Source organism: Pseudomonas tremae, assembly GCF_023278125.1.
GTDB lineage: Bacteria > Pseudomonadota > Gammaproteobacteria > Pseudomonadales > Pseudomonadaceae > Aquipseudomonas > Aquipseudomonas tremae.
In genome coordinates, this window is record NZ_CP066270.1 from 4,179,850 (window position 1) to 4,204,830 (window position 24,981).

19 protein-coding genes and 1 pseudogene are annotated in these 24,981 nt (G+C 57.9%); 12 read left to right on the forward strand and 8 right to left on the reverse strand.

The annotated features are described in order from the left end of the window. The first annotated feature begins 38 nt into the window (after positions 1-38). The 5 genes and pseudogenes from I9H09_RS18875 to I9H09_RS18895 all read left to right on the forward strand — a co-directional run bounded on the left by I9H09_RS18875 (position 39) and on the right by I9H09_RS18895 (position 6,351). Positions 39-1,733: a molecular chaperone HscC gene (locus tag I9H09_RS18875; protein WP_122323305.1), complete on the forward strand. Its 1,695-nt coding sequence runs from the start codon at positions 39-41 to the stop codon at positions 1,731-1,733. After that, positions 1,730-3,274: pseudogene (locus I9H09_RS18880) on the forward strand (J domain-containing protein). The gene I9H09_RS18875 and the pseudogene I9H09_RS18880 overlap by 4 nt, the downstream one beginning before the upstream one ends. 211 nt (positions 3,275-3,485) lie before the next feature. Next, positions 3,486-4,811, forward strand: coding sequence for an MFS transporter (locus tag I9H09_RS18885; RefSeq protein WP_236502229.1), 1,326 nt, complete (start codon positions 3,486-3,488; stop codon positions 4,809-4,811). A 458-nt stretch (positions 4,812-5,269) separates the two neighbouring features. After that, positions 5,270-5,587: a hypothetical protein gene (locus I9H09_RS18890; protein WP_005889165.1), complete on the forward strand. Its 318-nt coding sequence runs from the start codon at positions 5,270-5,272 to the stop codon at positions 5,585-5,587. A gap of 140 nt (positions 5,588-5,727) precedes the next feature. After that, positions 5,728-6,351 carry a flavin reductase family protein gene (locus I9H09_RS18895; RefSeq protein ID WP_122311462.1) on the forward strand — a complete coding sequence of 208 codons (624 nt, stop codon included), beginning with the start codon at positions 5,728-5,730 and terminating at the stop codon, positions 6,349-6,351. Position 6,352: 1 nt separating this feature from the next. On the opposite strand, the gene I9H09_RS18900 is transcribed toward I9H09_RS18895, so the two are convergent. After that, positions 6,353-6,592, reverse strand: a complete 240-nt coding sequence (locus I9H09_RS18900) for a hypothetical protein (RefSeq protein ID WP_005889163.1) — start codon at positions 6,590-6,592, stop codon at positions 6,353-6,355. A 154-nt stretch (positions 6,593-6,746) separates the two neighbouring features. Between I9H09_RS18900 and I9H09_RS18905 the strand changes: the two genes are divergently transcribed. Together I9H09_RS18905 and I9H09_RS18910 are read left to right on the forward strand one after the other, a co-directional pair. Beyond that, on the forward strand, positions 6,747-6,917 hold the full coding sequence (locus I9H09_RS18905) for a hypothetical protein (protein ID WP_005889161.1): 171 nt from the start codon (positions 6,747-6,749) through the stop codon (positions 6,915-6,917). Positions 6,918-7,043: 126 nt separating this feature from the next. After that, positions 7,044-8,540, forward strand: a complete 1,497-nt coding sequence (locus I9H09_RS18910; protein ID WP_122311461.1) for an MDR family MFS transporter — start codon at positions 7,044-7,046, stop codon at positions 8,538-8,540. Positions 8,541-8,554: 14 nt separating this feature from the next. On the opposite strand, the gene I9H09_RS18915 is transcribed toward I9H09_RS18910, so the two are convergent. Together I9H09_RS18915 and pmeR are read right to left on the reverse strand one after the other, a co-directional pair. Next, on the reverse strand, positions 8,555-9,625 hold the full coding sequence (locus I9H09_RS18915; RefSeq protein ID WP_223810483.1) for a DUF3396 domain-containing protein: 1,071 nt from the start codon (positions 9,623-9,625) through the stop codon (positions 8,555-8,557). A gap of 524 nt (positions 9,626-10,149) precedes the next feature. Then, entirely contained in the window at positions 10,150-10,797 is a 648-nt protein-coding gene (pmeR, locus tag I9H09_RS18920) for an auxin-lysine conjugate-binding transcriptional regulator PmeR (RefSeq protein WP_005889157.1), read from the reverse strand. 255 nt (positions 10,798-11,052) lie between these two features. Here pmeR and I9H09_RS18925 point away from each other — a divergent pair, with 255 nt between their 5' ends. The 3 genes from I9H09_RS18925 to I9H09_RS18935 are packed head-to-tail and all read left to right on the forward strand — an operon-like array spanning position 11,053 to position 16,808. Then, positions 11,053-12,213, forward strand: a complete 1,161-nt coding sequence (locus I9H09_RS18925; RefSeq protein WP_005889155.1) for an efflux RND transporter periplasmic adaptor subunit — start codon at positions 11,053-11,055, stop codon at positions 12,211-12,213. 3 nt (positions 12,214-12,216) lie between these two features. Then, a complete protein-coding gene (locus I9H09_RS18930) occupies positions 12,217-15,351 on the forward strand; it encodes an efflux RND transporter permease subunit (protein ID WP_122347199.1) in 3,135 nt (1,044 codons plus the stop codon). Then, positions 15,348-16,808: an AdeC/AdeK/OprM family multidrug efflux complex outer membrane factor gene (locus I9H09_RS18935; protein WP_122323308.1), complete on the forward strand. Its 1,461-nt coding sequence runs from the start codon at positions 15,348-15,350 to the stop codon at positions 16,806-16,808. The genes I9H09_RS18930 and I9H09_RS18935 overlap by 4 nt, the downstream gene beginning before the upstream one ends. 76 nt (positions 16,809-16,884) lie before the next feature. Here the strand turns inward: I9H09_RS18935 and I9H09_RS18940 are convergent, their stop codons facing one another. The 5 genes from I9H09_RS18940 to pcaR all read right to left on the reverse strand — a co-directional run bounded on the left by I9H09_RS18940 (position 16,885) and on the right by pcaR (position 22,215). Further along, on the reverse strand, positions 16,885-18,186 hold the full coding sequence (locus tag I9H09_RS18940; protein ID WP_005889148.1) for an MFS family transporter: 1,302 nt from the start codon (positions 18,184-18,186) through the stop codon (positions 16,885-16,887). A 191-nt stretch (positions 18,187-18,377) separates the two neighbouring features. Further along, positions 18,378-19,580 carry a 3-oxoadipyl-CoA thiolase gene (gene pcaF / locus I9H09_RS18945; protein WP_183136701.1) on the reverse strand — a complete coding sequence of 401 codons (1,203 nt, stop codon included), beginning with the start codon at positions 19,578-19,580 and terminating at the stop codon, positions 18,378-18,380. After that, entirely contained in the window at positions 19,577-20,359 is a 783-nt protein-coding gene (locus I9H09_RS18950; protein ID WP_172678979.1) for a CoA-transferase subunit beta, read from the reverse strand. The genes pcaF and I9H09_RS18950 overlap by 4 nt, the downstream gene beginning before the upstream one ends. Further along, positions 20,356-21,213 carry a CoA transferase subunit A gene (locus I9H09_RS18955; protein WP_024671716.1) on the reverse strand — a complete coding sequence of 286 codons (858 nt, stop codon included), beginning with the start codon at positions 21,211-21,213 and terminating at the stop codon, positions 20,356-20,358. The genes I9H09_RS18950 and I9H09_RS18955 overlap by 4 nt, the downstream gene beginning before the upstream one ends. Positions 21,214-21,372: 159 nt before the next feature. Then, the gene (pcaR, locus tag I9H09_RS18960) at positions 21,373-22,215 is read right to left on the reverse strand and encodes a pca regulon transcriptional regulator PcaR (RefSeq protein ID WP_005889139.1); all 843 of its coding nucleotides are present in this window, start codon (positions 22,213-22,215) and stop codon (positions 21,373-21,375) included. A gap of 842 nt (positions 22,216-23,057) precedes the next feature. Between pcaR and I9H09_RS18965 the strand changes: the two genes are divergently transcribed. Together I9H09_RS18965 and I9H09_RS18970 are read left to right on the forward strand one after the other, a co-directional pair. Next, positions 23,058-23,255, forward strand: a complete 198-nt coding sequence (locus I9H09_RS18965) for a hypothetical protein (protein WP_002554967.1) — start codon at positions 23,058-23,060, stop codon at positions 23,253-23,255. 205 nt (positions 23,256-23,460) lie between these two features. Then, complete coding sequence (locus tag I9H09_RS18970) at positions 23,461-24,951, forward strand: inorganic phosphate transporter (RefSeq protein WP_236502230.1); 1,491 nt, start codon at positions 23,461-23,463, stop codon at positions 24,949-24,951. Positions 24,952-24,981: the final 30 nt, after the last annotated feature.

The window sequence follows — 24,981 nt, forward strand, 5'->3', positions numbered from 1 at the left end:
AACAGCGCAATACTCTTAGAGCAGGGAGCATTTTCGAGATGATCGTCGGTATTGATCTGGGCACCACCAACAGTCTGGTTGCGGTCTGGCGCGATGGCAGCAGCCAACTGGTGACCAACGCACTGGGAGAAACACTCACCCCCAGCGTCGTCGGCCTGGACGACGACGGCCATATTCTGGTCGGCAAAGCCGCCCGCGAGCGGTTGCAGACCCACCCGGACAAAACCACCGCTCTGTTCAAACGCTACATGGGCAGCGCTCAGGAAATTCGCCTGGGATCTGCTACCTACCGCCCGGAAGAGCTGTCCTCGCTGGTCCTCAAAAGCCTTAAAGCCGATGTAGAGCGTGCGTTCGGCGAGCCTGTTACCGAAGCCGTCATCAGCGTTCCAGCGTATTTCAGCGATGCACAGCGCAAAGCCACACGTATCGCCGGTGAACTGGCGGGCCTGAAAGTCGAAAAACTCGTCAATGAACCCACGGCCGCAGCGCTGGCGTACGGGTTACACCAAAAAGAAGGCGAAACCTCGTTTCTGGTCTTCGATCTGGGTGGCGGCACGTTCGATATTTCGATTCTGGAACTCTTCGACGGCGTGATGGAAGTGCGGGCCAGTGCAGGCGACAACTTTCTCGGCGGTGAGGATTTCGATCAGCTGATGGTCGAGCACTTTCAGACCCTGCACCGGGACGAAGCAGACTTCCCTGCTACATCGCTGATAGCCCCAGCCCTGAAACGCGAAGCCGAACGGGTGCGCAAGGCACTGGGCCAGGAAAGCAGTACCGACTTCGTGTTGCGCCACGCAGACAGGGAGTGGCGCAAGACCATTACCCAGGAGCAGATGGGCGAACTGTATGCGCCGCTGCTCAACCGCCTTCGCGCGCCTGCCGAACGCGCACTTCGAGATGCCAGGATACGCGTGGCCGATCTTGACGAGATCCTGCTGGTAGGCGGCACGACGCGCATGCCGCTGATCCGCAAGCTTGCAGCCAGCCTGTTCGGACGCTTTCCGTCCATTGCACTCAACCCCGATGAAATCGTTGCTCAAGGGGCTGCAGTGCAGGCCGCGCTCAAGCAGCGTGATGCAGCACTCGAAGAAATCGTGCTTACCGATGTGTGCCCCTACACGCTGGGTATCGCGACCACCTCGCAGATTGGCAATCGTTACGAGAGCGGTCATTACCTGCCAATCATCGAGCGCAATAGCGTCGTGCCTGTCAGCCGGGTGAAAACGGTCTGTACCGTTCTGGATGATCAGGAACAGGTACTGGTGCGGATATTTCAGGGCGAAAGCCGCTTGGTAAAAGACAACATCGCACTGGGCGAACTGAACATTCAGATACCCAAGGCCAAGGCTGGCGAGGTGTCGCTGGATGTGCGATTCACCTACGACAACAACGGCTTGCTGGAGGCCGATGTGGTGACACAGCTGACCGGAGAACGTCACAAGCTGGTCATCGAAAACAACCCGGGCGTGATGACGCCGGAAGAAATACAGGAGCGTCTTCTGGTTCTGGAAGCGCTCAAGGTTCATCCGCGCGAACAGCAGGCCAATACTCATCTGATTGCCCGACTCGAACGGCTCTATCAGGAGTGCCTGGGCAGTGATCGAGACCTTATCGACCACTGGACCACTCAGTTCCAACACGTTCTGGAGAGTCAGGACGAGCGGCAGATCAACGAAATCCGCAAGCAACTCAAGCAGGAAGTCGACAAGTTCGAGCAGGGCACACGATGAAGGACTGCTGGGCCGTACTCGAACTTGAGCAGGATGCTGACGAGCGCAGTGTCAAACGACAATATGCGCGACTGTTGAAGGTCAACCGTCCTGACGAAGATCCGGTCGCCTTCCAGACCCTGCGTGACGCATACGAACAGGCGCTCGAACGTGCACGGGCGCGCGCATTTGAACAGGACGAGCCGGCAGCATTGCGTGAACCGCCGATAGCGCCCTTGCCTGCCCTGCGTCAGACAGAGAGCGTGGTCGAGCAGTAATCATTCGACTTGCAGGCCCACGTCAGGCAGACCACGGCGCAGAACCTGCCCGAACAACATCAGATCGCAATGGAGCATGGCCACGGTGAACGCTTTCAGCAAATGTTGCTGCTGGAGTGCCTGAACGATTCTGCGCACCATGTAGAGCGGATCAACGCCGCCTTCGAACACCTGCGCTGGCTGACCGTATGGCAAGCCATCCACATCAGCAGCCATCAACAATATGCGCTGGCCGACGCGATACTGCGTGAAGCATTCGATCGGTTCAGCGCACTGATCGAAAGCGGCCAGCACGCAAGCTTTCTAGACGAGCTCCGGGCGCTCGAACAGCAGCCCTGGCTGAGTGAACTGGAGCGCCGAGAGCATTTGCAATGCCGGTGCATGGTGCTGCTGATTGCCAGTAAAAACCTCACCGTCGACCTGTTTGAACAGACCAGTGCAGTGTTTGGCTGGAGCATGGGGCATAACGTCCATCCCGGCCCTGAAGACCTGTGGCAGACCTTGCGGGACCGCTGGGAAGAAGTCGAATATGACGAGTACCTGCGCCGCATCCTTGAATCGAAACCACAAACGGCCGAAGCGAAGGCTGCGCACTTGTTGTTCAAGCCACCCCGCCTTGCTGCACGCCTGCGCATGGCAAGGAATTACGATGAGTCGGTGTGGAATGCCTGTGAGCACATCTGCGAACAACTGACCGTCCGCTTCCCGGACATTTTGCAGCGTTACCCCGAGGCAGACCTGAACGCCTGGAAGCTGATGCGTATGCAGAGCGATTTCAGGCCGCTGATCTGGGTATATATCGGAGCGTTCCTGCTGGAGTTGCTCGCCCCTAAGGCACCACCTGCCGGCATGGAGTACAACGCAGGAACAAGGGTGATAGAGCTGTTCCTGTCGCCATTCTGGACCTTGGTCGGCTTCTTCATCTTTATCTGCATCTGGCGTCCGCTGATGGTTCTGGCAGAGCCTGCCGACGCCTGGCTGAGCACAAAATTACTGCCCAAGGCCGTGAGCTGGCCCGGCACTCAAGTGCTGATTTTGCGCCACGGTATTCCGTTTCTGTTCCTCGGGCTGTTTTATGCCCTCAGTGGCCCAAGGACGCTTCTGGTCTACCTGCTGCTTGCCGTGCTGTGGATCGTCTTGTCTCCCTATCGCTACCTTTATCAAACCGCGCCTGCCCGACAGAAAATTCGCCAGTTTTACCTGAGACATACCGTGCTGGTGATTATCGTCACATTGAGCATAGTCATGGGCACGATGCTGTTCGCATCCAGGCTGAGCAGCTGATTAATCTTCAGCCGGCCATCGACTGACAGCTAACGAAACAGATCTTCGGCAACTTTCCGCCTACTCGCTACCGGTGGGTAGGCGGATTCTTGCTCATCCGCTCGACAAAACCGCTCTGGAACAAGCCCTCATGGTGTGGCACAGGTCCTGCTATGGAACTGGTCAGGGCAGCGCATGCCTCTTCTAAAAATAATGAAAGACAAGGAACATCATGGAAACCTCCACACCCGCCTCCAACGGACCGGCTGCCAGCATTGCCGGTCAAAAAACCACCTCCAGCCGCCTCAAATCCATTTTCAGTGGCTCGGTCGGCAACATGGTCGAGTGGTACGACTGGTACGTATACGCCGCCTTTTCGCTGTACTTCGCCAAAGCCTTCTTTCCCAAAGGAGACACCACCGCCCAGTTGCTCAACACCGCTGCGATCTTCGCCGTTGGCTTTCTGATGCGCCCCATCGGGGGCTGGCTGATGGGCCTTTACGCCGACTACAAAGGCCGCAAGGCCGCGCTGATGGCCTCGGTACTGCTGATGTGCTTTGGCTCACTGATCATCGCCCTGACCCCGGGCCATGAAAGCATCGGCGTCGGCGCGCCGATCATGCTGGTGTTTGCCAGACTGCTTCAAGGCCTGTCGGTCGGCGGCGAATACGGCACATCGGCGACTTATCTCAGCGAGATGGCTACCAAGGAACGTCGCGGCTTCTTCTCCAGCTTTCAGTACGTCACGCTGATTTCCGGTCAGCTTATCGCTCTGGGTGTGTTGATCGTGCTGCAGCAGACACTCACTACTGAACAGCTGTACGCCTGGGGCTGGCGCATTCCGTTCGTCATCGGTGCCTTGTGCGCAATTGTCGCGCTGTTCCTGCGTCGCGGCATGGAAGAGACTGAGTCATTCACCCGCAAGAAAAAGGAAAAGCCCAAGGAAAGCCTGATGCGCACATTGATGCGCCATCCCAAGGAGCTGATGACGGTAGTCGGCCTGACCATGGGCGGTACGCTGGCTTTCTATACCTACACCACCTACATGCAGAAGTACCTGGTCAACACTGTCGGCATGAGTATCACTGATTCGACCTCGATATCGGCAGCGACGCTGTTCCTGTTCATGCTGCTGCAACCCGTCATCGGTGCGCTGTCCGACAAAGTAGGGCGACGTCCGATTTTGATCGCTTTTGGCGTATTGGGCACGCTGTGCACAGTGCCGATTCTGACCACGTTGCACACCATTCAGACATGGTGGGGCGCATTCTTCCTGATCATGGCGGCGCTGATCATCGTCAGTGGCTATACGTCGATAAACGCCGTGGTCAAAGCAGAGCTCTTCCCGACCGAGATCCGCGCACTGGGTGTAGGCCTGCCTTATGCCCTGACAGTGTCGATATTCGGTGGCACTGCGGAATACATCGCACTGTGGTTCAAGAGCATCGGCATGGAAACCGGCTACTACTGGTACGTGACAGCCTGCATTGCCTGCTCGCTACTGGTATATGTGTTCATGAAAGATACCCGCAAACACTCACGGATCGAGACAGACTGATCGAGCACAACGCGCGCCACACGTAAAAGCCTGTCGGCCAAAGGTGTGAGGAACGAGAGCTGTCTGGTACAGCTCTCGTTCCAGCGCTTCGCGCCGCATATCTACCGGCTTTATCATTTACACCATCGATACAACACGCGCGAAATAGCGTCGAGGCTACACTGGCAGTTGCAACCAAGTGTTTCAATACAGTGCACTTATTCCGTGATATCTGGCGATAACTCGTTGAATAAATGATACTTCCAGTTTGTCAAGAGCCTTTATTACAAGGTTTTTCAGAATATGCATCAGCCGAGTGCATTTTTGCTCGCGAGGCCCGAAAAAGGAGCGTTACAGCCCACTATCATTTTCAGCGATGATCGCTAGCATTCCTATTAACTTCTTAATAATCCGCTGACGCGTAGCATTGCCTCCATACCGGGATGACAACTCACCCGACACTTATTGGAGACATCATCATGAAAACGACTAAATTGATCTTCGGCCTGGCTTTCTCTGTTCTCGCTTCCAGTGCATTTGCACTTCCAGTCACCACGGTGAGCAATGATCTGTCGACTTCAACCATTGTTGCTGAAGGCGGCACCAAGCACACCAACGTCGGCTCGATCCGAGTATCGGCTGACGGCGCCGACCACGTTGGTGCAAATCGTCTGGCTGCTGATGGCGCAGATCGCGTAGGTGCAAACCGCCAGGCCGCCGACGGCGCTGACCATGTAGGTGCCAACCGCCTGGCAGCTGACGGTGCAGACCGCGTAGGTGCAAACCGTCTGGGTTGATCCAGCAAGTTACACTTCAGGCCCGGTTCATGCCGGGCTTCTTCATGTCTGGCCCAAGCTGAAACAAACGCTGCTCTGGCATCCTTCGCCAATGCGCAGCACTATGTTCGCACCCCATCTCGAGCTATCAGGAATAAAGCATGTCAGACGCCATTCACTCCTACGAGCCATCCAAAGGTCACGGCCTGCCTCATGACCCGTTCAATGCGATTGTAGGTCCACGCCCGATTGGCTGGATTTCATCTCAGGATGCCAACGGCAAGCTGAATCTGGCGCCCTACAGCTTTTTCAACGCATTCAATTACGTGCCACCGATCATTGGCTTTTGCAGCGTAGGGCGCAAGGACAGTCTCAACAACATCGAGCAGACCGGCGAATTTGTCTGGAACCTGGCGACCCGCTCCCTGGCCGAGGCCATGAATCAGAGCTGCGCGCCAGTGGCGCCCGATGTCAGCGAGTTCGAGCTGGCTAACCTGACGCCGCTGGCGTCGCATATCGTGGCAGTACCTCGCGTAATGGAAACGCCGGTGTCGTTCGAGTGCAAAGTCACGCAGATCATTCAATTGCAACGCGCAGACAAGGAACTGGTGCCCAGTTGGTTGATTCTGGGCGAAGTGGTGGCGATACACATCGACAAATCCCTGTTGAAGGATGGCGTCTACGACACCGCCGCCGCAGAGCCGATACTGCGCGGCGGCGGTCCTGCAGACTACTTCCAGCTTGGGCCGGAAGCGCTGTTCAAAATGTTCCGCCCGGGCGCCTGAATCAGGCATCCGCCCACAGCGGTTCCCCCTCGGCATCAATGCCGGTCAGACGCTGCAGTTCCTGAGCAGCGGCCAGGTCGGCATCGTCTGCGGTCTTGAACGTCTGCTCGGGTAACAGGGCCTGGAAACGCGGCGCACCGCCAGCGCCCAGACCCTTTATGGCAATCGCCGCCCGATAACCCTGCTCGGAAGGCATTACTGCCGAAACCACTTCAAACCCGTTGTATTCCTTGCGCGCCATGTGCCTGCCCCCTGCGTGTTCATCAAAAATGTGAATTCTAGCGCGTCCATCATGCCGCTGGCTTTGATGATGACAACCGACGCAATACTCAACCTTGTCCTACACTCTAATCAGTCATTTCGAACTGCTCTGTAGCCGAGACAAGGAATGCGTCATGAAAGTAAAAACAAGAAAATGCATGGCTGTAATGGGTGCTCTCGCGGTGCTGGCTGTTTACGCAGCAGGTGCCTATCGCAACGAACTGGCGCGCCAGGCGCCTCAGGTCGCCAGCTGCACGTTTGGTCATTGCGTGCCGACCGACGCAACCTTCAGCGTCTTGCGATGACGTTCATCCTGCGCAACGGCGTTGCCATTCAGCAAAGGTAGCTATCGATTAGCAAGCTATCGGATTAGACTGGTCAGACTCTCCCGCCGCCATTGAGGCGGGTCAACACTGCCATCGGGTTTTGCATTGACCAGTCTTACTCAAACGCCTCCGGCCATTCGCAGCATTTTGTTCGCGTTGATGATGGCAGTGCTACTTAGCGCGCTCGATCAGACCATTGTTGCTGTCTCGATGCCGGCCATTTCCGCCCAGTTCCGGGACATCGACCTACTGGCGTGGGTCATATCCGCCTACATGGTTTCGTTGACCGTGGCCGTCCCAATATATGGCAAGCTGGGCGACCTTTACGGCCGACGCAAATTGATGCTGTTCGGGCTGGGCATGTTTACCCTCGCATCGTTGTTCTGCGGCCTGGCGCAAAGCATGGAACAGCTGGTGCTGGCGCGCGTCCTTCAAGGCATAGGCGCGGGAGGCATGGTCTCGGTAAGCCAGGCAATCATTGCCGACATCGTTCCACCCCGTGAGCGGGGTCGTTATCAGGGTTATTTCAGCAGCATGTATGCCGTCGCCAGCGTCGCGGGGCCGGTATTGGGTGGCCTGATGACCGAGTACCTGTCCTGGCGTTGGGTTTTCCTGATCAATCTTCCGCTCGGCGCTGCCGCCCTGATAGTCGCCTACCGCACCCTCATCGGCCTGCCGGTTCCGCAACGCAAGCCGATAATCGATTATCTGGGCACAGTGTTCATGATCATCGGGCTAACCGCACTGCTGCTGGGCATAACCGAGATCGGTCAAGGGCATGGTCTGGGTGACAGCCAGGTTCAACTGCTGTTAGGCACAGCCCTGTTGACCCTCGCGATTTTTGTCTGGTACGAACGCCGCGCTGCAGAACCTTTGCTGCCCATGCATCTGTTTGCCAATAAAAGCGCAGTGCTGTGCTGGTGTACTGTCTTTTTTACCAGCTTCCAGGCCATTTCCCTGATTGTTCTGATGCCCCTGCGTTATCAGACAGTCACTGGCGGCGGTGCCGACAGCGCTGCCCTGCACTTGCTTCCGCTGGCCATAGGCATGCCGATGGGGGCATATTTTGCCGGACGCCGTACCGCGCACACCGGACGCTACAAACCTCTGATCCTTACCGGGGCGCTGCTGATGCCGGTCGCCATTCTGGGCATGGCGTTCATGCCACCCCAATCGCTGGTGATGACAAGCGTGTTCATGGTCCTGACCGGTATCGCGACCGGCATGCAGTTCCCGACTTCGCTGGTCGGCACCCAGAATGCGGTCCAGCCTCGGGACATGGGGGTCGCCACCAGCACTACCAATCTGTTCCGTTCGCTGGGGGGCGCGGTGGGCGTGGCGCTGATGTCGGCATTGTTGCTGGCCATGTTGCAGCACACCGGGGTCGGTCAGCTCGGCGCAGGCGCGCTGGGTGGCGAAGGCGGCTCTGGCAATATTCTGCTCGACAGTTTGAATGCTGCTACCGGGCCAGCACTTGAGAGCCTGCGCGCCGAGCTGTCATTGACGTTCAGAAATCTGCTGATCACCAGTGCGGCTATTTCGCTACTCGGCCTGGCCGCAGCCGCTGCCATGCCAAATACCTTGTTGCGGGGCCGGGATTGAATCGTCCCTGTGCGTCAGGACGACATGCCGGCCCAAAACCACTGGGTCTTCTTGCTTTTTACATGGGCAAAGGCAGGCATCAGTTCGCCTTCGGTGAAATGTCGCCGTGAGCCGAACTGCGCGCTACTGAACCAGCAGCCCGACCGCGGACATGCCTGCCCGGCATCAACTGGCGGCAAGGGTTTTTCATCGAACCGGGCATACCATTGCGCAGTGGTTTCTTCGGTAAAGCCGATACCGGGTGCCAGGTAGGGATGAAGATTGCCGGTGTCCTGCAGGCGAATCGGTTTGATGACTCGATTGACCGTGACATAAGGCTGCGGTGGCGGCAAACCTCTACCGCCCAATTCGGGCACAGCACCTGCGCGAATAATCAGACCATTGCGATAGCTGTGAAACACGATGTCGCTGTGCGCGCTCATCTCTCCACGCAATCGGTCGCTACCCCCCAACTGCCTGACGAACCCATCACCCAGCACCGTGTACCAACTGACCCCCTTGATCCGGTCGAGCAAACGCAGGCTTTCTATGTGCGGACCGGGGTCGACCATCAGCCCCGGGTAATCCTGGGCGAGCCGATATTCCCACGGCAGATATTGATGGCCATCGCAAGGCAGCACACAGGCCAGCCCGCCAAAACCGTGTTCGGCCTGCACTTCGCTGCTCAGGTACCTGATCCAGGCTTCGTAGTGTTTCAACCCGTCAGGCTCGCTCAGGTACGACACTGGCAGCACCATCTTCAGGCATGAGCGGTCGTTTTCCGCCTGCCCTTGCGACGTGTTCATCACAAACAGGCTGTACATCGCGACCTCAGCCTGGGTAGCACTGGCAATTGACCAGGTGAACTGCTCATGCGCAAGGCTCTCTACAACCTGACGGCGGGTTGAAGCAAAGCCGGACCCGCTCAAACGACGCATGCGCTTGAACAATTGCCATTTGAGCCTGGTCTTGAATGTGTCGTAAAAGCGCGAAAAGCAGGCATCGACCCGACGCTTCATCTCTGCAGTATGGCCATTGCGAAAATACAGCGTGGTGATCAGCCCCAGGCGGATCACCGGCATTCCCAGCGGGGAATCCACCCCCATACGTTCGGACTGCGGCGCGAGCCTGGCCAGCGACCTCACGACGTCAGCTCCGACGCCTGACATCAGCGGCCCTCCCTGCAACGGCAGTATCCAGGCGTGCACCACTGCGCTGCTTTGCTTCACAGCTCTGGATGACGCCCCGTTGATAGCCGACAGCACGCTGGCCATAGCCATGATCATCTGTATGGGCATCAATGAGGCTGACACTGGTTGTCGGGCAAGCAGGCGCAAGATTCGGCAAAAACATGCAACCGTCCTCTCTTCTGGGCTTTCAGGACGCGCAGAGTGAAGGGAGTTTTCCCACGGAGCAATACTCGAAAATTACTTTGGGAAATCAGCTACATGTATCAGGAAATGTCCTACCTGCTTCCTACAAATTTTTGTAAGTTCGCAGGACAATGGATCGTCATCGGCGGGCACCGTCAGGACAAACGGTTAACATCGTCGGTGAAAGCCGATTTCTATAGAGCATTGACAGAGTCAGGCCCTGTGCGAAAGCTCGGCTCGTCACGAGCGCATATCTTTCAGACCGCCACCGCCTGGCGGCGCAAGGTCGGGCTGTAGCGAAGCATGTCCAGACACACATCCACCAGTTGCTCGGCTTCTGCAGGCAGCGAAAAACTGTCTGGCACCAATAGCCACTGATAAATTATCCCGTTGACGTAGGAAAACAGAGCAACCGCTGCCCGGCCGGTGTCCAGGCCTTGGGGAAGTTGCCCTTGGCGAACGGCATTGTTCAGCCCCAGGGTGATACGGTCATGACACTGGATGGCGTTGTCCTGGCGTTGACGACGAAAATCACACATCTCATCCGTAAACTCGCACTTGTGAAAAAGGATTTCATTGATGCGACGGGTTTTCGGGTCCAGCGCGAGCTCATGAAACAGATGAATCAGCAGGTCTCTCATGCAACCCAGCGGGTCTTCCTCTTCCTCGCTCTGGCTGGCTTGCGACATTTCGTCGAGCGGTTCCTGGAGGCTGTCGAGCATTGCCTGAACCAGATCGGCCTTGTTGTTGAAGTGCCAATAGATAGCCCCACGCGTCACACCGGCAAGCGTCGCAATATCAGCAAGCGTGGTGCGAGCAACGCCTCGCTCATAAAAAGCCTGCTCGGCCGCCTCCAGAATCTGGCTGCGGGTTATCTGAGCTTCTTCTTTGGTGCGACGAACCATGGCAATAAAACCTCAAGAAATTCACCTCAGGCACCTGTCTGGACGAGCACCTGGATACATAACCGGGCGGCATTTGTCTCGCCTTGTCCCGAATCGGCTATCGGCACACTGGAGAGTGGCCAAATGCGCATCGCGGGTGTTTACAAACAACCGCGAATGTAAGTATATTCCTTAGCATGCTACTTATCTAGCCGAAATATTTTTTTACACTTCAACGTACTGTTGAGATAACAGGCTCCTGCCCCGAGGATCTTCATGCAATTCAAGCCAGCTGTTACCGTTCTGGTCACTGCCGTCGCCCTGGCAACACTGCTCAGTGGCTGTAGCAAGAAGGAACAGGCCGCCCCGCCTGCGCAAACCCCTCAGGTCGGCGTCGTTACCATCAAAGCTCAGCCTTACACCCTGACCACCGAACTTCCGGGCAGGACCACTGCATTCCGTGTAGCCGAGGTTCGTCCTCAGGTGAATGGCATCATTCTGAAGCGCCTGTTCACCGAGGGCGGCGACGTCAAGGCCGGTCAGCAGCTGTATCAGATCGATCCGGCGGTCTATGAGGCCAATGCCAACAGTGCCAAGGCCACCTTGCAGTCCGCCAAGTCGATGTCTGATCGCTACAAGCAACTGGTCAGCGAGCAAGCGGTCAGTCGTCAGGAGTACGACACCGCTCTGGCCTCGACCCAGGAAGCTCAGGCCGCCCTGCAGACCGCTCAGATCAACCTGCGCTACACCAAGGTACTCGCGCCGATTTCCGGCCGGATTGGCCGCTCTGCCGTCACCGAAGGTGCTCTGGTGAGCAGCGCCCAGACTGACGCAATGGCGACCATTCAGCAGCTCGATCCCATCTACGTGGACGTGGTGCAGTCATCTTCCGACATGCTCAAGCTGCGCAACGACCTGGACAGCGGCAAATTGCAGAAGTCAGGCGACAACGCCGCCAAGGTCAAGTTGACCCTGGAAGACAACAGCGCCTACGCCCAGGAAGGCAAGCTGGAGTTCTCCGAAGTGTCGGTAGACCAGACCACCGGCTCCGTCACCTTGCGTGCCGTATTCCCGAACCCGGAACACCGCCTGCTGCCAGGCATGTTCGTTCACGCGCAACTGCAGGCCGGCGTCAATTCGAAAGCCATCCTGGCCCCTCAACAAGGTGTCACACGCGACCTCAAAGGCACGCCGACCGCGATGGTGGTCAACCAGGACAACAAGGTTGAATTGCGCACGCTAGTAGCCAACCGCACGGTGGGCAGCGACTGGCTGATCGAAGACGGTCTGAAAGAAGGTGATCGTGTCATCACCGAAGGCCTGCAATACGTCAAACCAGGTGCAGAAGTGAAAGTCGCCGAAGCGACCAACGTTAAAGGAGCAAACCCGGCGCCTGCCCCGGCCACTGATAAAGCCGCAGGCAGCAAAGGGGAGTAACCCATGTCGAAATTTTTTATTGATCGACCCATTTTTGCCTGGGTTATTGCCCTCGTGATCATGCTGGTCGGCGCGCTGTCGATTTCCAGCCTGCCGATCAACCAGTACCCGAGCATTGCACCGCCGGCCATCGGCATTCAGGTGACCTACCCAGGTGCTTCTGCACAGACCGTGCAGGACACCGTGGTGCAGGTCATCGAGCAGCAGCTCAACGGTATAGACAACCTGCGTTATGTGAGTTCGGAGAGTAACTCCGACGGCAGCATGACCATCACCGCGACCTTCAATCAGGGTACCAACCCTGATACGGCGCAGGTGCAGGTGCAGAACAAGCTCAACCTGGCCACCCCGCTGCTGCCACAAGAAGTGCAGCAACAGGGCATCCGCGTCACCAAGGCGGTCAAGAACTTCCTGATGGTGATCGGTCTGGTGTCGGAAGACGGCAGCATGGGCAAGGAAGACCTGGCCAACTACATCGTGTCGAACATGCAGGACCCGATCTCCCGGACCTCCGGTGTGGGCGACTTCCAGGTGTTCGGTTCGCAGTACGCCATGCGTATCTGGCTGGACCCGGCCAAGCTGAACAACTTTCAGTTGACCCCGGTGGACGTGAAAAACGCGATTACCGCGCAGAACGTCCAGGTGTCCTCCGGTCAGTTGGGCGGCCTGCCAGCGATCAGCGGTCAGCAACTGAACGCCACGATCATCGGCAAGACCCGTCTGCAGACAGCCGAACAGTTCGGCAACATCTTCCTCAAGGTCAATACCGACGGCTCGCAGGTTCGCCTGAAAGACGTCGCCACGGTCGGCCTGGGTGCAGAGAACTACAGCACAGACTCACAGTTCGACGGCAAACCGGCTTCCGGTCTGGCGATCAAACTGGCCACTGGCGCCAACGCGCTGGACACTGCCAAGGCCATCCGCGCGACCGTTTCATCGCTGGAGCCGTTTTTCCCGCCGGGCATGAAAGTCGTCTACCCGTATGACACCACGCCAGTGGTGAGCGAATCGATCAACGGTGTGGTTCACACCCTGATCGAAGCGATCGTGCTGGTGTTCCTGGTGATGTACCTGTTCCTGCAGAACTTCCGCGCCACGATCATCACGACCATGACAGTGCCGGTGGTGTTGCTGGGTACGTTCGGCATCCTTGCGGCCTTCGGCTTCACCATCAACACCCTGACCATGTTCGGTATGGTGCTGGCCATCGGCTTGCTGGTGGACGATGCGATTGTGGTGGTAGAAAACGTCGAGCGGGTCATGGAGGAGGAAAAGCTCTCCCCGCGCGACGCCACGATCAAATCCATGACGCAGATCCAGGGTGCATTGGTAGGTATTGCGCTGGTGCTTTCGGCGGTTCTGCTGCCCATGGCATTCTTCGGCGGCTCTACTGGCGTGATCTACAAACAGTTCTCGATCACCATCGTCTCGGCCATGGCCCTGTCGGTCGTCGTGGCGCTGATTTTCACCCCGGCGCTGTGCGCCACGATGCTCAAACCCATCGACGAGAAGACGCATGGCCAGCCCAAGCGCGGCTTCTTCGGCTGGTTCAACCGCACCTTCGACCGCAGCGTTCTCAGTTACGAGCGCGGCGTCGGCAACATGCTCAAGTACAAGTGGCCAGCCTACCTGGGCTACGTCCTGATCTGCGCCGGCATGGTCTTCATGTTCATGCGCATTCCCGCGGCATTCCTTCCGGAAGAAGACCAGGGCGTTATTTTCGCCCAGATCCAGACCCCGGCAGGCTCCTCGACCGAGCGTACGCAGGAAGTCATCGACAACATGCGTGAGTACCTGTTGACCAAGGAGAGTGGTGCAGTCAAGTCGGTGTTCTCGGTAAACGGCTTCAACTTCGCGGGTCGCGGTCAAAGCTCGGCGATTGCATTCGTGATGCTCAAGCCGTGGGAAGAACGCACTTCGGAAAACAGCGTATTCGAACTGGCCAAACGTGCTCAGGGCTACTTCTTCAGCCTGCGCGATGCGATGGTGTTCGCCATCGTGCCGCCTTCTGTTTTGGAACTGGGTAACGCAACTGGCTTCGACGTTTACCTGCAAGACCAGGGCGGCGTTGGTCACGAGAAACTGATGCAGGCACGTAACCAGTTCCTCGGCATGGCCGCACAGAGCAAGATCCTGGCAGGCGTGCGTCCGAACGGGCTGAATGACGAGCCGCAGTATCAGTTGATCATTGACGACGAACGCGCCAGCGCTCAGGGCATCACGCTGTCGGACATCAACAACACGTTGTCCATCGCCTTGGGCGGCAGCTACGTCAACGACTTCATCGACCGTGGCCGCGTCAAGAAGGTGTACATCCAGGGCGACGCAGGTGCCCGCATGAAGCCTGAAGACCTGAAAAAATGGTACGTGCGCAACAGCTCGGGTGAAATGGTGCCGTTCTCGGCCTTTGCCAGCGGCAAATGGTCCTACGGCTCGCCAAAACTGTCGCGCTACAACGGCGTGGCGGCAGAGGAAATCCTGGGCACACCGGCACCGGGCTACAGCAGCGGCGATGCAATGGCCGAAGTCGAGGCCCTGGCCAAGAAACTGCCGCAAGGTATCGGCATCTCCTGGACCGGTCTGTCCTACGAGGAGCGCTTGTCCGGTTCCCAGGCCCCTGCCCTTTATGCGCTGTCGTTGCTGGTCGTGTTCCTGTGTCTGGCGGCGCTGTATGAAAGCTGGTCGATTCCGATCGCGGTCATCCTCGTGGTGCCGCTGGGTGTCATCGGTGCGCTGATGGCAACCAGCCTGCGTGGGCTGTCCAATGACGTGTTCTTCCAGGTCGGGCTGCTGGTAACGGTAGGTCTGGCCGCGAAGAACGCCATTCTGATCGTCGAGTTCGCCAAAGAGCTGCATGAACAGGGCAAGAGCCTTACCGATTCAGCGATCGAAGCGTGCCGCATGCGCTTGCGTCCGATCATCATGACGTCGATGGCGTTCATCCTCGGCGTTGTACCGCTGGCGATTTCCTCGGGCGCAGGTTCGGGCAGTCAGCATTCGATCGGTACAGGCGTAATTGGCGGTATGATCACGGCAGTTATTCTGGCGATCTTCTGGGTGCCCCTGTTCTTCGTATCGATTTCAGGGCTGTTCAAGAGCAAGCAGAAACATACTTCACACGACGAGGCTGGCCAATGAGCAAGTCATTGATCTCTCTTGCAGTTACCGCGTTCATTCTCGGCGGCTGCTCTTTGATCCCCGATTACAAGCAGCCGGAAGCCCCGGTCGCCGCACAGTATCCACAAGGCCCGGCGTACTCGCCGGCCGAGGGGGCCAAGATGGCCGCCGCGGAGCAAGGCTGGCGCCACTTCTTCAATGATCCGGCCCTGCAACAGCTGATCCAGACCGCGTTGCTCAACAACCGTGACCTTCGGGTTGCGGCGCTGAACATCGACGCCTACCGCGCCCAGTACCGCATCCAGCGTTCGGACTTGTTCCCGGCTGTATCGGCCACCGGCAGCGGCAGCCGTCAGCGCGTGCCTGCGGACCAGTCGCAGACCGGCCAGGCCGGCATCAACAGCAGCTATTCGGCAACGCTGGGCGTCAGTGCCTACGAGCTGGACCTGTTCGGCCGGGTGCGCAGCCTCAGCGAACAAGCACTGGAAACCTACTTTTCCAGTGAAGAAGCGCGTCGCAGCACCCAGATCAGCCTGGTGGCCAACGTGGCCAATGCCTACATGACCTGGCAGGCCGACAAGGAACTGCTCAAGCTGACGCAAGACACCCTCAAGACCTACGAAGAAAGCTTCCGCCTGACTTCGCGCAGCAATGAAGTCGGTGTTTCTTCGGCGCTGGACCTGAGCCAGTCGCGTACCGCTGTCGAAAGTGCGCGCGCCAAACTGGCTCAGTACCAGCGTCTGGTCGCTCAGGATCAGAACAGTCTGGTGATGCTGCTTGGCACCAACCTGCCCGAAAACCTGCCAGCCAGCCATCTGCTTGACTCCGACATGCTGACCGAAATGCCGGCAGGCCTGCCGTCAGATTTGTTGCAGCGCCGTCCAGACATTCTGCAAGCCGAGCACACGCTCAAGGCCGCCAACGCCAACATCGGCGCGGCACGTGCAGCGTTCTTCCCGAGCATCAGCCTGACGGCCAGTGCCGGCACCAGCAGCTCGGAACTGTCCGGTCTGTTCAAAGGGGGCTCCGGGGCCTGGCTGTTCCAGCCGAGCATCAACATCCCGATCTTCAACGCCGGCAACCTGCGCGCCAGTCTGGACTACTCGAAAATCCAGAAGGAAATAAGTGTCGCCAACTACGAGAAGGCGATTCAGACCGCCTTCCAGGAAGTCTCCGACGGCCTGGCTTCGCGCAAGACCTACGACGAACAGCTCCAGGCGCAGCGTGACTATGTCGCGGCCAACCAGGACTACTACCGTCTGGCCGAACGCCGCTACCGCATTGGCATCGACAGCAACCTGACTTTCCTCGACGCCCAGCGCTCGTTGTTCAGCGCGCAACAAACGCTGATCACCGATCGTCTGTCGCAGCTGACCAGCGAGGTCAACCTGTACAAGGCCCTCGGCGGCGGTTGGTACGAGAGGACCGGTCAGACCGAAACCATCTCCAAAGAGAAACCTTCGGTGCAGCTGTTCTAATGGCAGTGTTCTGATTGCAGCGCATAAAAAACCCACCTGATCAGGTGGGTTTTTTTATGCCGGTAGAACTGTGCGATCAATGATCCTGGTGCAGGTACTTCGGCTCTTTCGGCAGCCGCAGGCTGAACAGAAACGCTATCGCCATCATCGCCGTCACATACCAGTAGAAGCTGTTTTCCATCCCGGCGCTCTTGAGCTTCAATGCCACCCACTCCGCCGAGCCGCCGAACATGGCGTTGGCCACTGCGTACGCCAGGCCCACACCCAACGCACGCACCTGCGGTGGAAACATCTCCGCTTTAACCAGGCCACTGATAGAGGTGTAAAAGCTGACAATTGCCAACGCCAGGGTAATCAGCATGAAGGCAATGAACGGGTTGGTGGTGGTTTTCAGGGTCATCAGGATCGGCACCGTACACAGCGTACCCAACGCACCAAACAGCAACATCGAATTGCGACGACCGATACGGTCCGCGAGCATGCCGAAGAAGGGCTGCATGCACATGTAAAGAAACAGTGCTCCGGTCATGATGTAGCTGGCAGTCTTGGCTTCCATACCGCCGGTGTTCACCAGATATTTCTGCATGTACGTGGTGAACGTGTAGAAAATCAGCGAGCCACCGGCGGTGTAGCCCAGCACCGTGATAAAAGCAGCAGCGTGGTTCTTGAAGAGCGCGACGATACTGCCCGCCTCCTTGTCCTGGCGGCTTTCGGCGGTAGTGGTCTCATTGAGCGTGCGACGCAGCAGCAAGGCGATCACTGCGGCCGCCGCGCCGATCACGAACGGGATGCGCCAGCCATAGGCCCGCAATTCTTCAGTACTGAGAAACTGCTGCAGAATCACCACCGTCAGCACCGCCAGCAACTGGCCGCCGATCAGCGTCACGTACTGAAACGACGCATAGAAGCCGCGCTGGCCACGCAGCGCCACTTCACTCATGTAGGTTGCGGTAGTGCCATATTCGCCGCCCACCGACAAACCTTGAAGCAGGCGCGCCATCAGCAATAGTGCCGGCGCCCAGGCACCAATCGAGGCGTAAGTCGGCAGACACGCGATGATCAAGGAGCCTGCGCACATCATGGTGACCGAAATCAGCATCGAGTTCTTGCGGCCATGTTTGTCAGCCACACGGCCAAACAGCCAGCCACCAATCGGCCGCATCAGAAAGCCCGCTGCAAACACACCTGCGGTGTTGAGCAACTGAACGGTCGGATCATCGGATGGAAAGAAAGCAGGTGCAAAGTAGATGGCGCAGAAGGCATAGATATAAAAGTCGAACCACTCGACAAGATTCCCCGAAGACGCCCCGACAATCGCGAATATTCTTTTGCTTCGCTCCTCGCCTGTGTAATGCGGTGTTTTTGATGTTGTCGTCATTATTTCCCCCTCAGCAAGACTGTCCGTAAGAAACAACCTGTAACACCGTCTATGACCAAGCACAATCACTCAGGCTGCTTCGGCCGTCAACGGACACGTAAACGCGCAACAACCCGGATTATCTACCTGTCTTTTCGTGGAGACAGAAAGATGAACCGGGTTGCTGCACAAAGAGTTTGAGGTGGAAGAGTTTAACGTTCTATAGCCAGCGCCAAGCCCTGCCCTACCCCGACGCACATGGTTGCCAGCCCTCTGCGCCCGCCGGTTTTCTCCAGGTGGTGCAATGCAGTCAGCACCAGTCGGGCGCCACTCATGCCCAACGGATGCCCGAGCGCAATGGCGCCACCATTGGGATTGACCTGTGCCGCATCGTCCGCCAGACCCAGCTCGCGCAACACGGCAAGGCCTTGGCTGGCAAAGGCTTCATTAAGTTCGATGACATCGAAATCAGTGACCGCCAGCCCCAACCGCTCGACCAGCTTACGCACTGCAGGCACCGGGCCAATGCCCATCACCCGGGGCTCGACGGCGGCGCTGGCCATGCCAAGTACGCGGGCCCGAGGGGTGAGGCCATGCTTCTTGACCGCATCGGCAGACGCCAGAATCAGCGCCGCAGCTCCGTCGTTGACGCCAGAAGCATTACCAGCGGTGACGGTCTGCTCAGGGCCGTTGACCGGTTTGAGCCTGCTCAGGGTTTCCAGGCTGGTATCGCCACGCGGGTGCTCGTCCTTGTCGACTGTGGTCTCGCCCTTTTTGTGCGCGACCCTTACCGGAACGATCTCTTCCTCGAAAAAGCCCGCAGCCTGGGCAACGGCAGTGCGTTGCTGGCTGCGCAGGGCGAAAGCGTCCTGATCGGCTCGAGAAATCTTGAAGTCGGCTGCGACGTTGTCGCCGGTCTCCGGCATGGAATCCACACCGTACAGTGCCTTCATGGCCGGGTTGATGAAACGCCAGCCGATGGTGGTGTCTTCCAGCTTCATGTTGCGCGAAAACGCAGCATCGGCCTTGCCCATCACGAACGGCGCGCGGGACATGGACTCCACACCACCTGCTATAGCCAGCTCTATCTCGCCCGAAGCGATGGCCCGGAAAGCAGTACCGATGGCGTCCATTCCGGAAGCGCACAGGCGATTGAGAGTAACACCGGGAACGCTTTTCGGCAGGCCGGCAAGCAACGCCGCCATGCGCGCCACGTTGCGGTTGTCCTCACCGGCCTGATTGGCGCAGCCGAGGAACACTTCATCGACCTCCTCCCAGTTAACTGTGGGGTTGCGTTCCATCAATGCCTTGATCGGTATGGCGGCCAGATCGTCAGCCCGCACCGTGGACAGACCGCCACCGAAGCGACCGATCGGTGTACGAATCGCATCACAGATAAACACGTCGCGCATCACGCTTCTCCTGCAACCTGGCCATGGGCTGCGGCGGTACGGGCCTCAAGATCACGCAACGCCGTCAGCTCGACATCAGTAGGCTCTTCGGACACAACCACGTTCTCCGCAAAGCGGATTTCCCAGCCCGTAGCCGCAACGACCTGCTCGCGGCTCACGCCAGGGTGCAGCGTTGTCACGATGAACTCGTTGCTGCCGGCCTCCGGCTCCATGATGCACAGGTCGGTGATAATGCCCACTGGACCTGCACCCGGCAGGCCGAGACGCTTGCGTGAGTCGCCGCCTTCGCCGTGGCCGACCGATGTAATGAAGTCCAGCTTGTCGACGAACGAGCGTGCCGACTGTTTCAGAATGATCAGCACCGACTTTGCAGACCCCGCAATTTCGGGCGCGCCACCAGCGCCCGGCAGGCGCACCTTAGGATGGTGGTAGTCGCCAACCACGGTGGTGTTGATGTTACCAAAACGGTCAACCTGCGCGGCGCCCAGAAAACCCACATCAACCCGGCCGCCCTGCAGCCAATAGCGGAAAATTTCACTGGTGGAAACAACTGTATCGGCGGTTTCCGCCAGTTCGCCGTCACCGATAGACAGGGGCAATACCGTGGGTTTGGCACCAATCGGGCCTGACTCGTAAATCAGCACCACATCGGGCGAAGACGTAAGCCGTGCCAGGTTCGCAGCCTTGGAGGGCAATCCGATGCCGACAAAGCATACCGAGCCGTTGCGCAAACGCCGCGCGGCAGCGACGGTCATCATTTCACTGGTGGAATACGTCATTATTTGGCCTCCGAAGCGCGAGCCAGCTTGCTCTGGAATTCGCTGAAATCTGCTGTGCCATGGATGTATTCGTCGATCCACGCCGTAAAGCTTTCCCGATCGCGGGCAATCGGGTCCCAGGCTTGATAGAACGGGTTATCACGCTCGTAGTAGCCATGTGCATATGACGGATGAGCACCGCCAGGCACCAGACAGACCGCACTCAGTGCCCAGGTCGGAAGCACGCAGGAATTCATCGGCGCCTTGAGGTCATCGACGATCTCCTCCACCGTCACGATGCAGCGCTTGGCTGCCAGGGCGGCTTCTTTCTGCGCGCCCAGAATGCCCCACAGCAGAACGTTGCCCTTGCGGTCGGCCTTCTGCGCGTGAATCACTGTCACGTCGGGGCGCACAGAAGGCACTGCGGCCAGCACTTCTCCGGTGAACGGGCAGGTAACGGTCTTGATCAGCGGGTTGACCTTGGGCAGATCGGAACCCGCGTAGGCGCGCAGTACGGCAAACGGCAGGCCCGAGGCTCCGGCGACATAAGCATTGGCGAGGTCGGCATGGCTGTGCTCTTCGATTTCCATCGCTCGTGGCCACTGTTTTTCGACTGCGTCGCGCAGGCGATGCAGAGAACCGACGCCAGGGTTGCCACCCCACGAGAAAATCAGTCGTTTCGCACACCCTGCGCCGATCAACTGGTCGTAGATGAGGTCAGGCGTCATGCGGACCAGCGTCAGGTCTTTTTTACCCTGACGAATGATTTCATGACCAGCGGCTGTAGGGATCAAATGGGTGAAGCCTTCAAGCGCAACGGTGTCGCCATCGTTGACCAGTTGCTTCACCGCATCGCGTAGAGAAAGAATATCTGCCATGAGGTGCTCCGAACCCAACATCACGTTCAATGATCAGCGCGAAAACCTGCGCCGGAATGAAAATGAGGTTATGCCTGAGCAACGGGGCAAACAATCCGATAATCGACTAACCGTTCGGTAACCGAACAAATTCACTTGTGACGGCCCCGACTTGCTCAATCAGGTAAACAGCTGGGTGCTCAGGTCGCGGCTGGCGTCGAGCATGATCGGCAAAAAGCGCTGCTCCAGCTCACTTCGCGCCACGCGCCCTGCGCTGGTGCTGACATTCAGGGCCGCCAGCACCTGGCCCGATGCATCATAGACCGGGACGGCAATAGAGCGCAGCCCTTGCTCAAGTTCCTGATCGACAATACACCAGCCTTGCTGACGAACCAATTGCAAGCATTCGAGCAACGCTTCCGGCGTGCGAATGGTGCGGCTGGTCTTGGGCTGTAGATCGACGTGGTCCAGGTACTCGTGCAATGACACATCGTCCAGCGCGGCCAAAAGTATCCGCCCCATTGACGTGCAATAGGCAGGAAGACGACCGCCGACGGAAAGGTCGACCGAAATCAGACGCTGAGTGGTCGCGGATCGGGCTATATAAAGGATGTCGTCGCCTTCCAGCGTGGCCATGTTGCAGGCCTCGTGCAGTTGATCGCTCATGCGGTCCAGATAAGGCTGCGAAGAAGTCGCCAGCGGTGTCGATGACAGATAAGCGTGACCGAGGGTCAGGACCTTGGGCAACAGCGAATACGTGCGCCCGTCGGTGGTCGCGTACCCCAGCTTGATCAACGTATGCAGACAGCGCCGCACTGCCGCACGGGGGATCTCTGTGCGGTGGCTGATCTGTGCGATGGTCAGGTGTCGCTTGCGCTCCTGAAAGGCATGGATGACGGCAAGGCCGCGCGCCAGTGAGGTCATGAAGTCCGGATCACCGGTCAGGGCCTGAATACGCTTGGCAGGCGACGCCACGATGGGTGGCGCCAATGAGGCAAAAGAATTACGCAGTTCGTCGTTCATTGTCGCACCCTCTTTAACGCGTGTTCAGGCCTTGTAAAACAAAGGATTCAGATCGTTTTGCGCCGTTAAGCACCTATCAGCTTGTGCGATTATCGAACAGGTGGCCGATAATCGCAATTGACCCCACGCAAATATGCTTATACCTTTACCTCTGCCATGAAGTGACTTCTTGGAAATTACTGGTCAGGTACCCACTGAGAAGTCATAGGCAGCGGCCTTGCTCAACCAGCAAGGCCGTTTTCATTACAGACCGTGTCATCGTCCCCCGCCGTTACCCCCTGCCTTTACAAAAGACCCAATTCACCCCCTTGTTCTCTACAGAGCGAGACTTGTGAATCTCATGTACGCGTCCTGTCACAAACCATTGATGAATGCTTTATAAAAGTTATTTCATATAAAGGCCCCACTAAAACTTAGGAACAGTCTTACAAAAAAATAATCATGCGAACTTATTCAAGCTCTGATGTTGACGTCACCGGACTTCTTGGAGATAGTGTTCATCTGTGGGACGGCATTACCTTAATCACCTTCGTGCCCACGCGTCAGTGCATGCATTTTCGGCCTCGACTATCCTGTTGAAGTGTTGTCAGCCTTTGCACCCGCAGCGATCACCGGGATGCCAGTCAACTGCGGCACCGGCGCTTTGAATCAAAACGTATGTCGCTACGACAACTGCTTTTCTGGTGCGCGTAGCCGCAGGCAATAGCAGGATGTCAGCCCCTCCCGGTTCTACGCCTTTGCAGGCCGCTGCCTGTATCAAGGCTGGCGATCGGACGAGAGCTGACAGACTTGCGATGTTTTGCGTGAACACCAGACCCATTTCGACTTGAACAGGTAATACAGTGACTAAAGATGAACTGCGCGCGGAACTTGAGCGCCAGGAGCAACGTTACAAGGATGTCTACGGCGGCGAAATCACCACCTACGCTGCGCAACCGGAACCGGAACGCAAGCCATGGCGCAAACGAGCCAGCCTGCTGGATCAAGCGTTCAAGCAAGAACTGCAAAAAATGGAAGAAGGCCTGAAAGAAGAGCCGTGACACAGCGGGTCTCATGATCCCTGAACGCTCACCTCTGCTTTTCAGCATCTGCAAACACACGCCCGACTGCCTCATTGAACATTCAACGAGGCGGCGCTCATGCGTCTTTTTTTTGGTTTGAAGCGACACTGCGCAGCGATGACAAGTCGTGCTGTATTTTTTCTGTCATAATCTCGCCCCCTTCAGACCCGGTCAGAAAACCTACATGATCGATTTATTCAGCGGGCTTGATGCCTGGGTGCTTGTGAGCCTTTTGCTCGCCCTGGCTTTCGTCCTCACCTTCGAGTTCATCAACGGCTTTCATGACACCGCCAATGCGGTGGCGACAGTCATTTACACCAAAGCCATGCCGCCTCATCTGGCGGTGTTCTTCTCTGGTGTATTCAACTTCCTCGGCGTGTTGCTGGGCGGTGTCGGCGTTGCCTATGCCATTGTCCACCTGCTGCCTGTCGAACTGCTGATCAACGTCAACACCGGACATGGCCTGGCCATGGTGTTCTCGCTGTTGGCAGCGGCCATCACCTGGAACCTCGGTACCTGGTATTTCGGCATTCCGGCCTCCAGCTCGCACACGCTGATCGGTTCGATACTCGGCGTGGGTCTGGCCAATGCCCTGATCAATGACATCCCGCTGGCTGATGGCGTCAACTGGCAGAAAGCGATCGATATCGGCGCTTCGCTGGTGTTCTCGCCGCTGGCTGGCTTCATTGTCGCCGGCCTGGTGTTGCTCGGGCTGAAATGGTGGCGCCCACTGTCAAAAATGCACAAGACGCCTGATCAGCGCCGCAAGCTCGATGACAAGAAACACCCGCCCTTCTGGAATCGTCTGGTGCTGGTGATATCTGCCATGGCGGTCAGCTTTGTTCACGGTTCAAACGACGGCCAGAAAGGCATCGGCCTGATCATGCTGGTGCTCATCGGCATTGTGCCAAGCCAGTTTGTTCTGGACCTCACCAGCACGACCTACCAGATCGAACGTACCCGCGATGCCACACAGCATCTGAGCCAGTTCTATCAACGCAACAGCAGCACCCTGGGCGAATACCTGGCGATGGGCAAGGCTGAAAAAGGCGACCTGCCATCCAGCTCGGCCTGCAACCCGAAACAGACCGAACCGACTATCGACGCGCTGCTCGACCGCCTCAGGGGTGTGTCGGACTACCACGCGCTGGCGCCTGAAAGCCGCATTGAAGTGCGTCGTTATCTGTTGTGCCTGGACGACACCGCGCGCAAGGTCGGCAAGCTTCCTGACCTGGCTGCACGCGAAAAATCCGATCTGGAAAAACTGCGCAAGGACCTGACTGCAACCACTGAATACGCGCCGTTCTGGGTGATCCTGGCGGTCGCACTGGCGCTGGGCATCGGCACCATGGTCGGCTGGAAGCGCGTGGTCCTGACCATCGGCGAGAAGATCGGCAAGCAAGGCATGACTTACGCACAAGGCATGTCTGCCCAGATCACCACTGCCTGCGCAATTGGCCTGGCCAACGTGTTCAGCCTGCCAGTCTCCACTACCCACATTCTCTCGTCGGGCGTGGCTGGCACCATGGTTGCCAACAAGAGCGGCCTGCAAGGCGGAACTGTTCGCACCATCCTGCTAGCCTGGGTACTGACCCTGCCAGCCACAGTCGCCTTGTCTGCGGCGTTGTTCTGGCTGGCTTCCAAAGGCCCTGTCCTGATCTCAAAGCCCTTCTGACGGTGCCTGTCTGGCGCCGCCCGGAGGGGC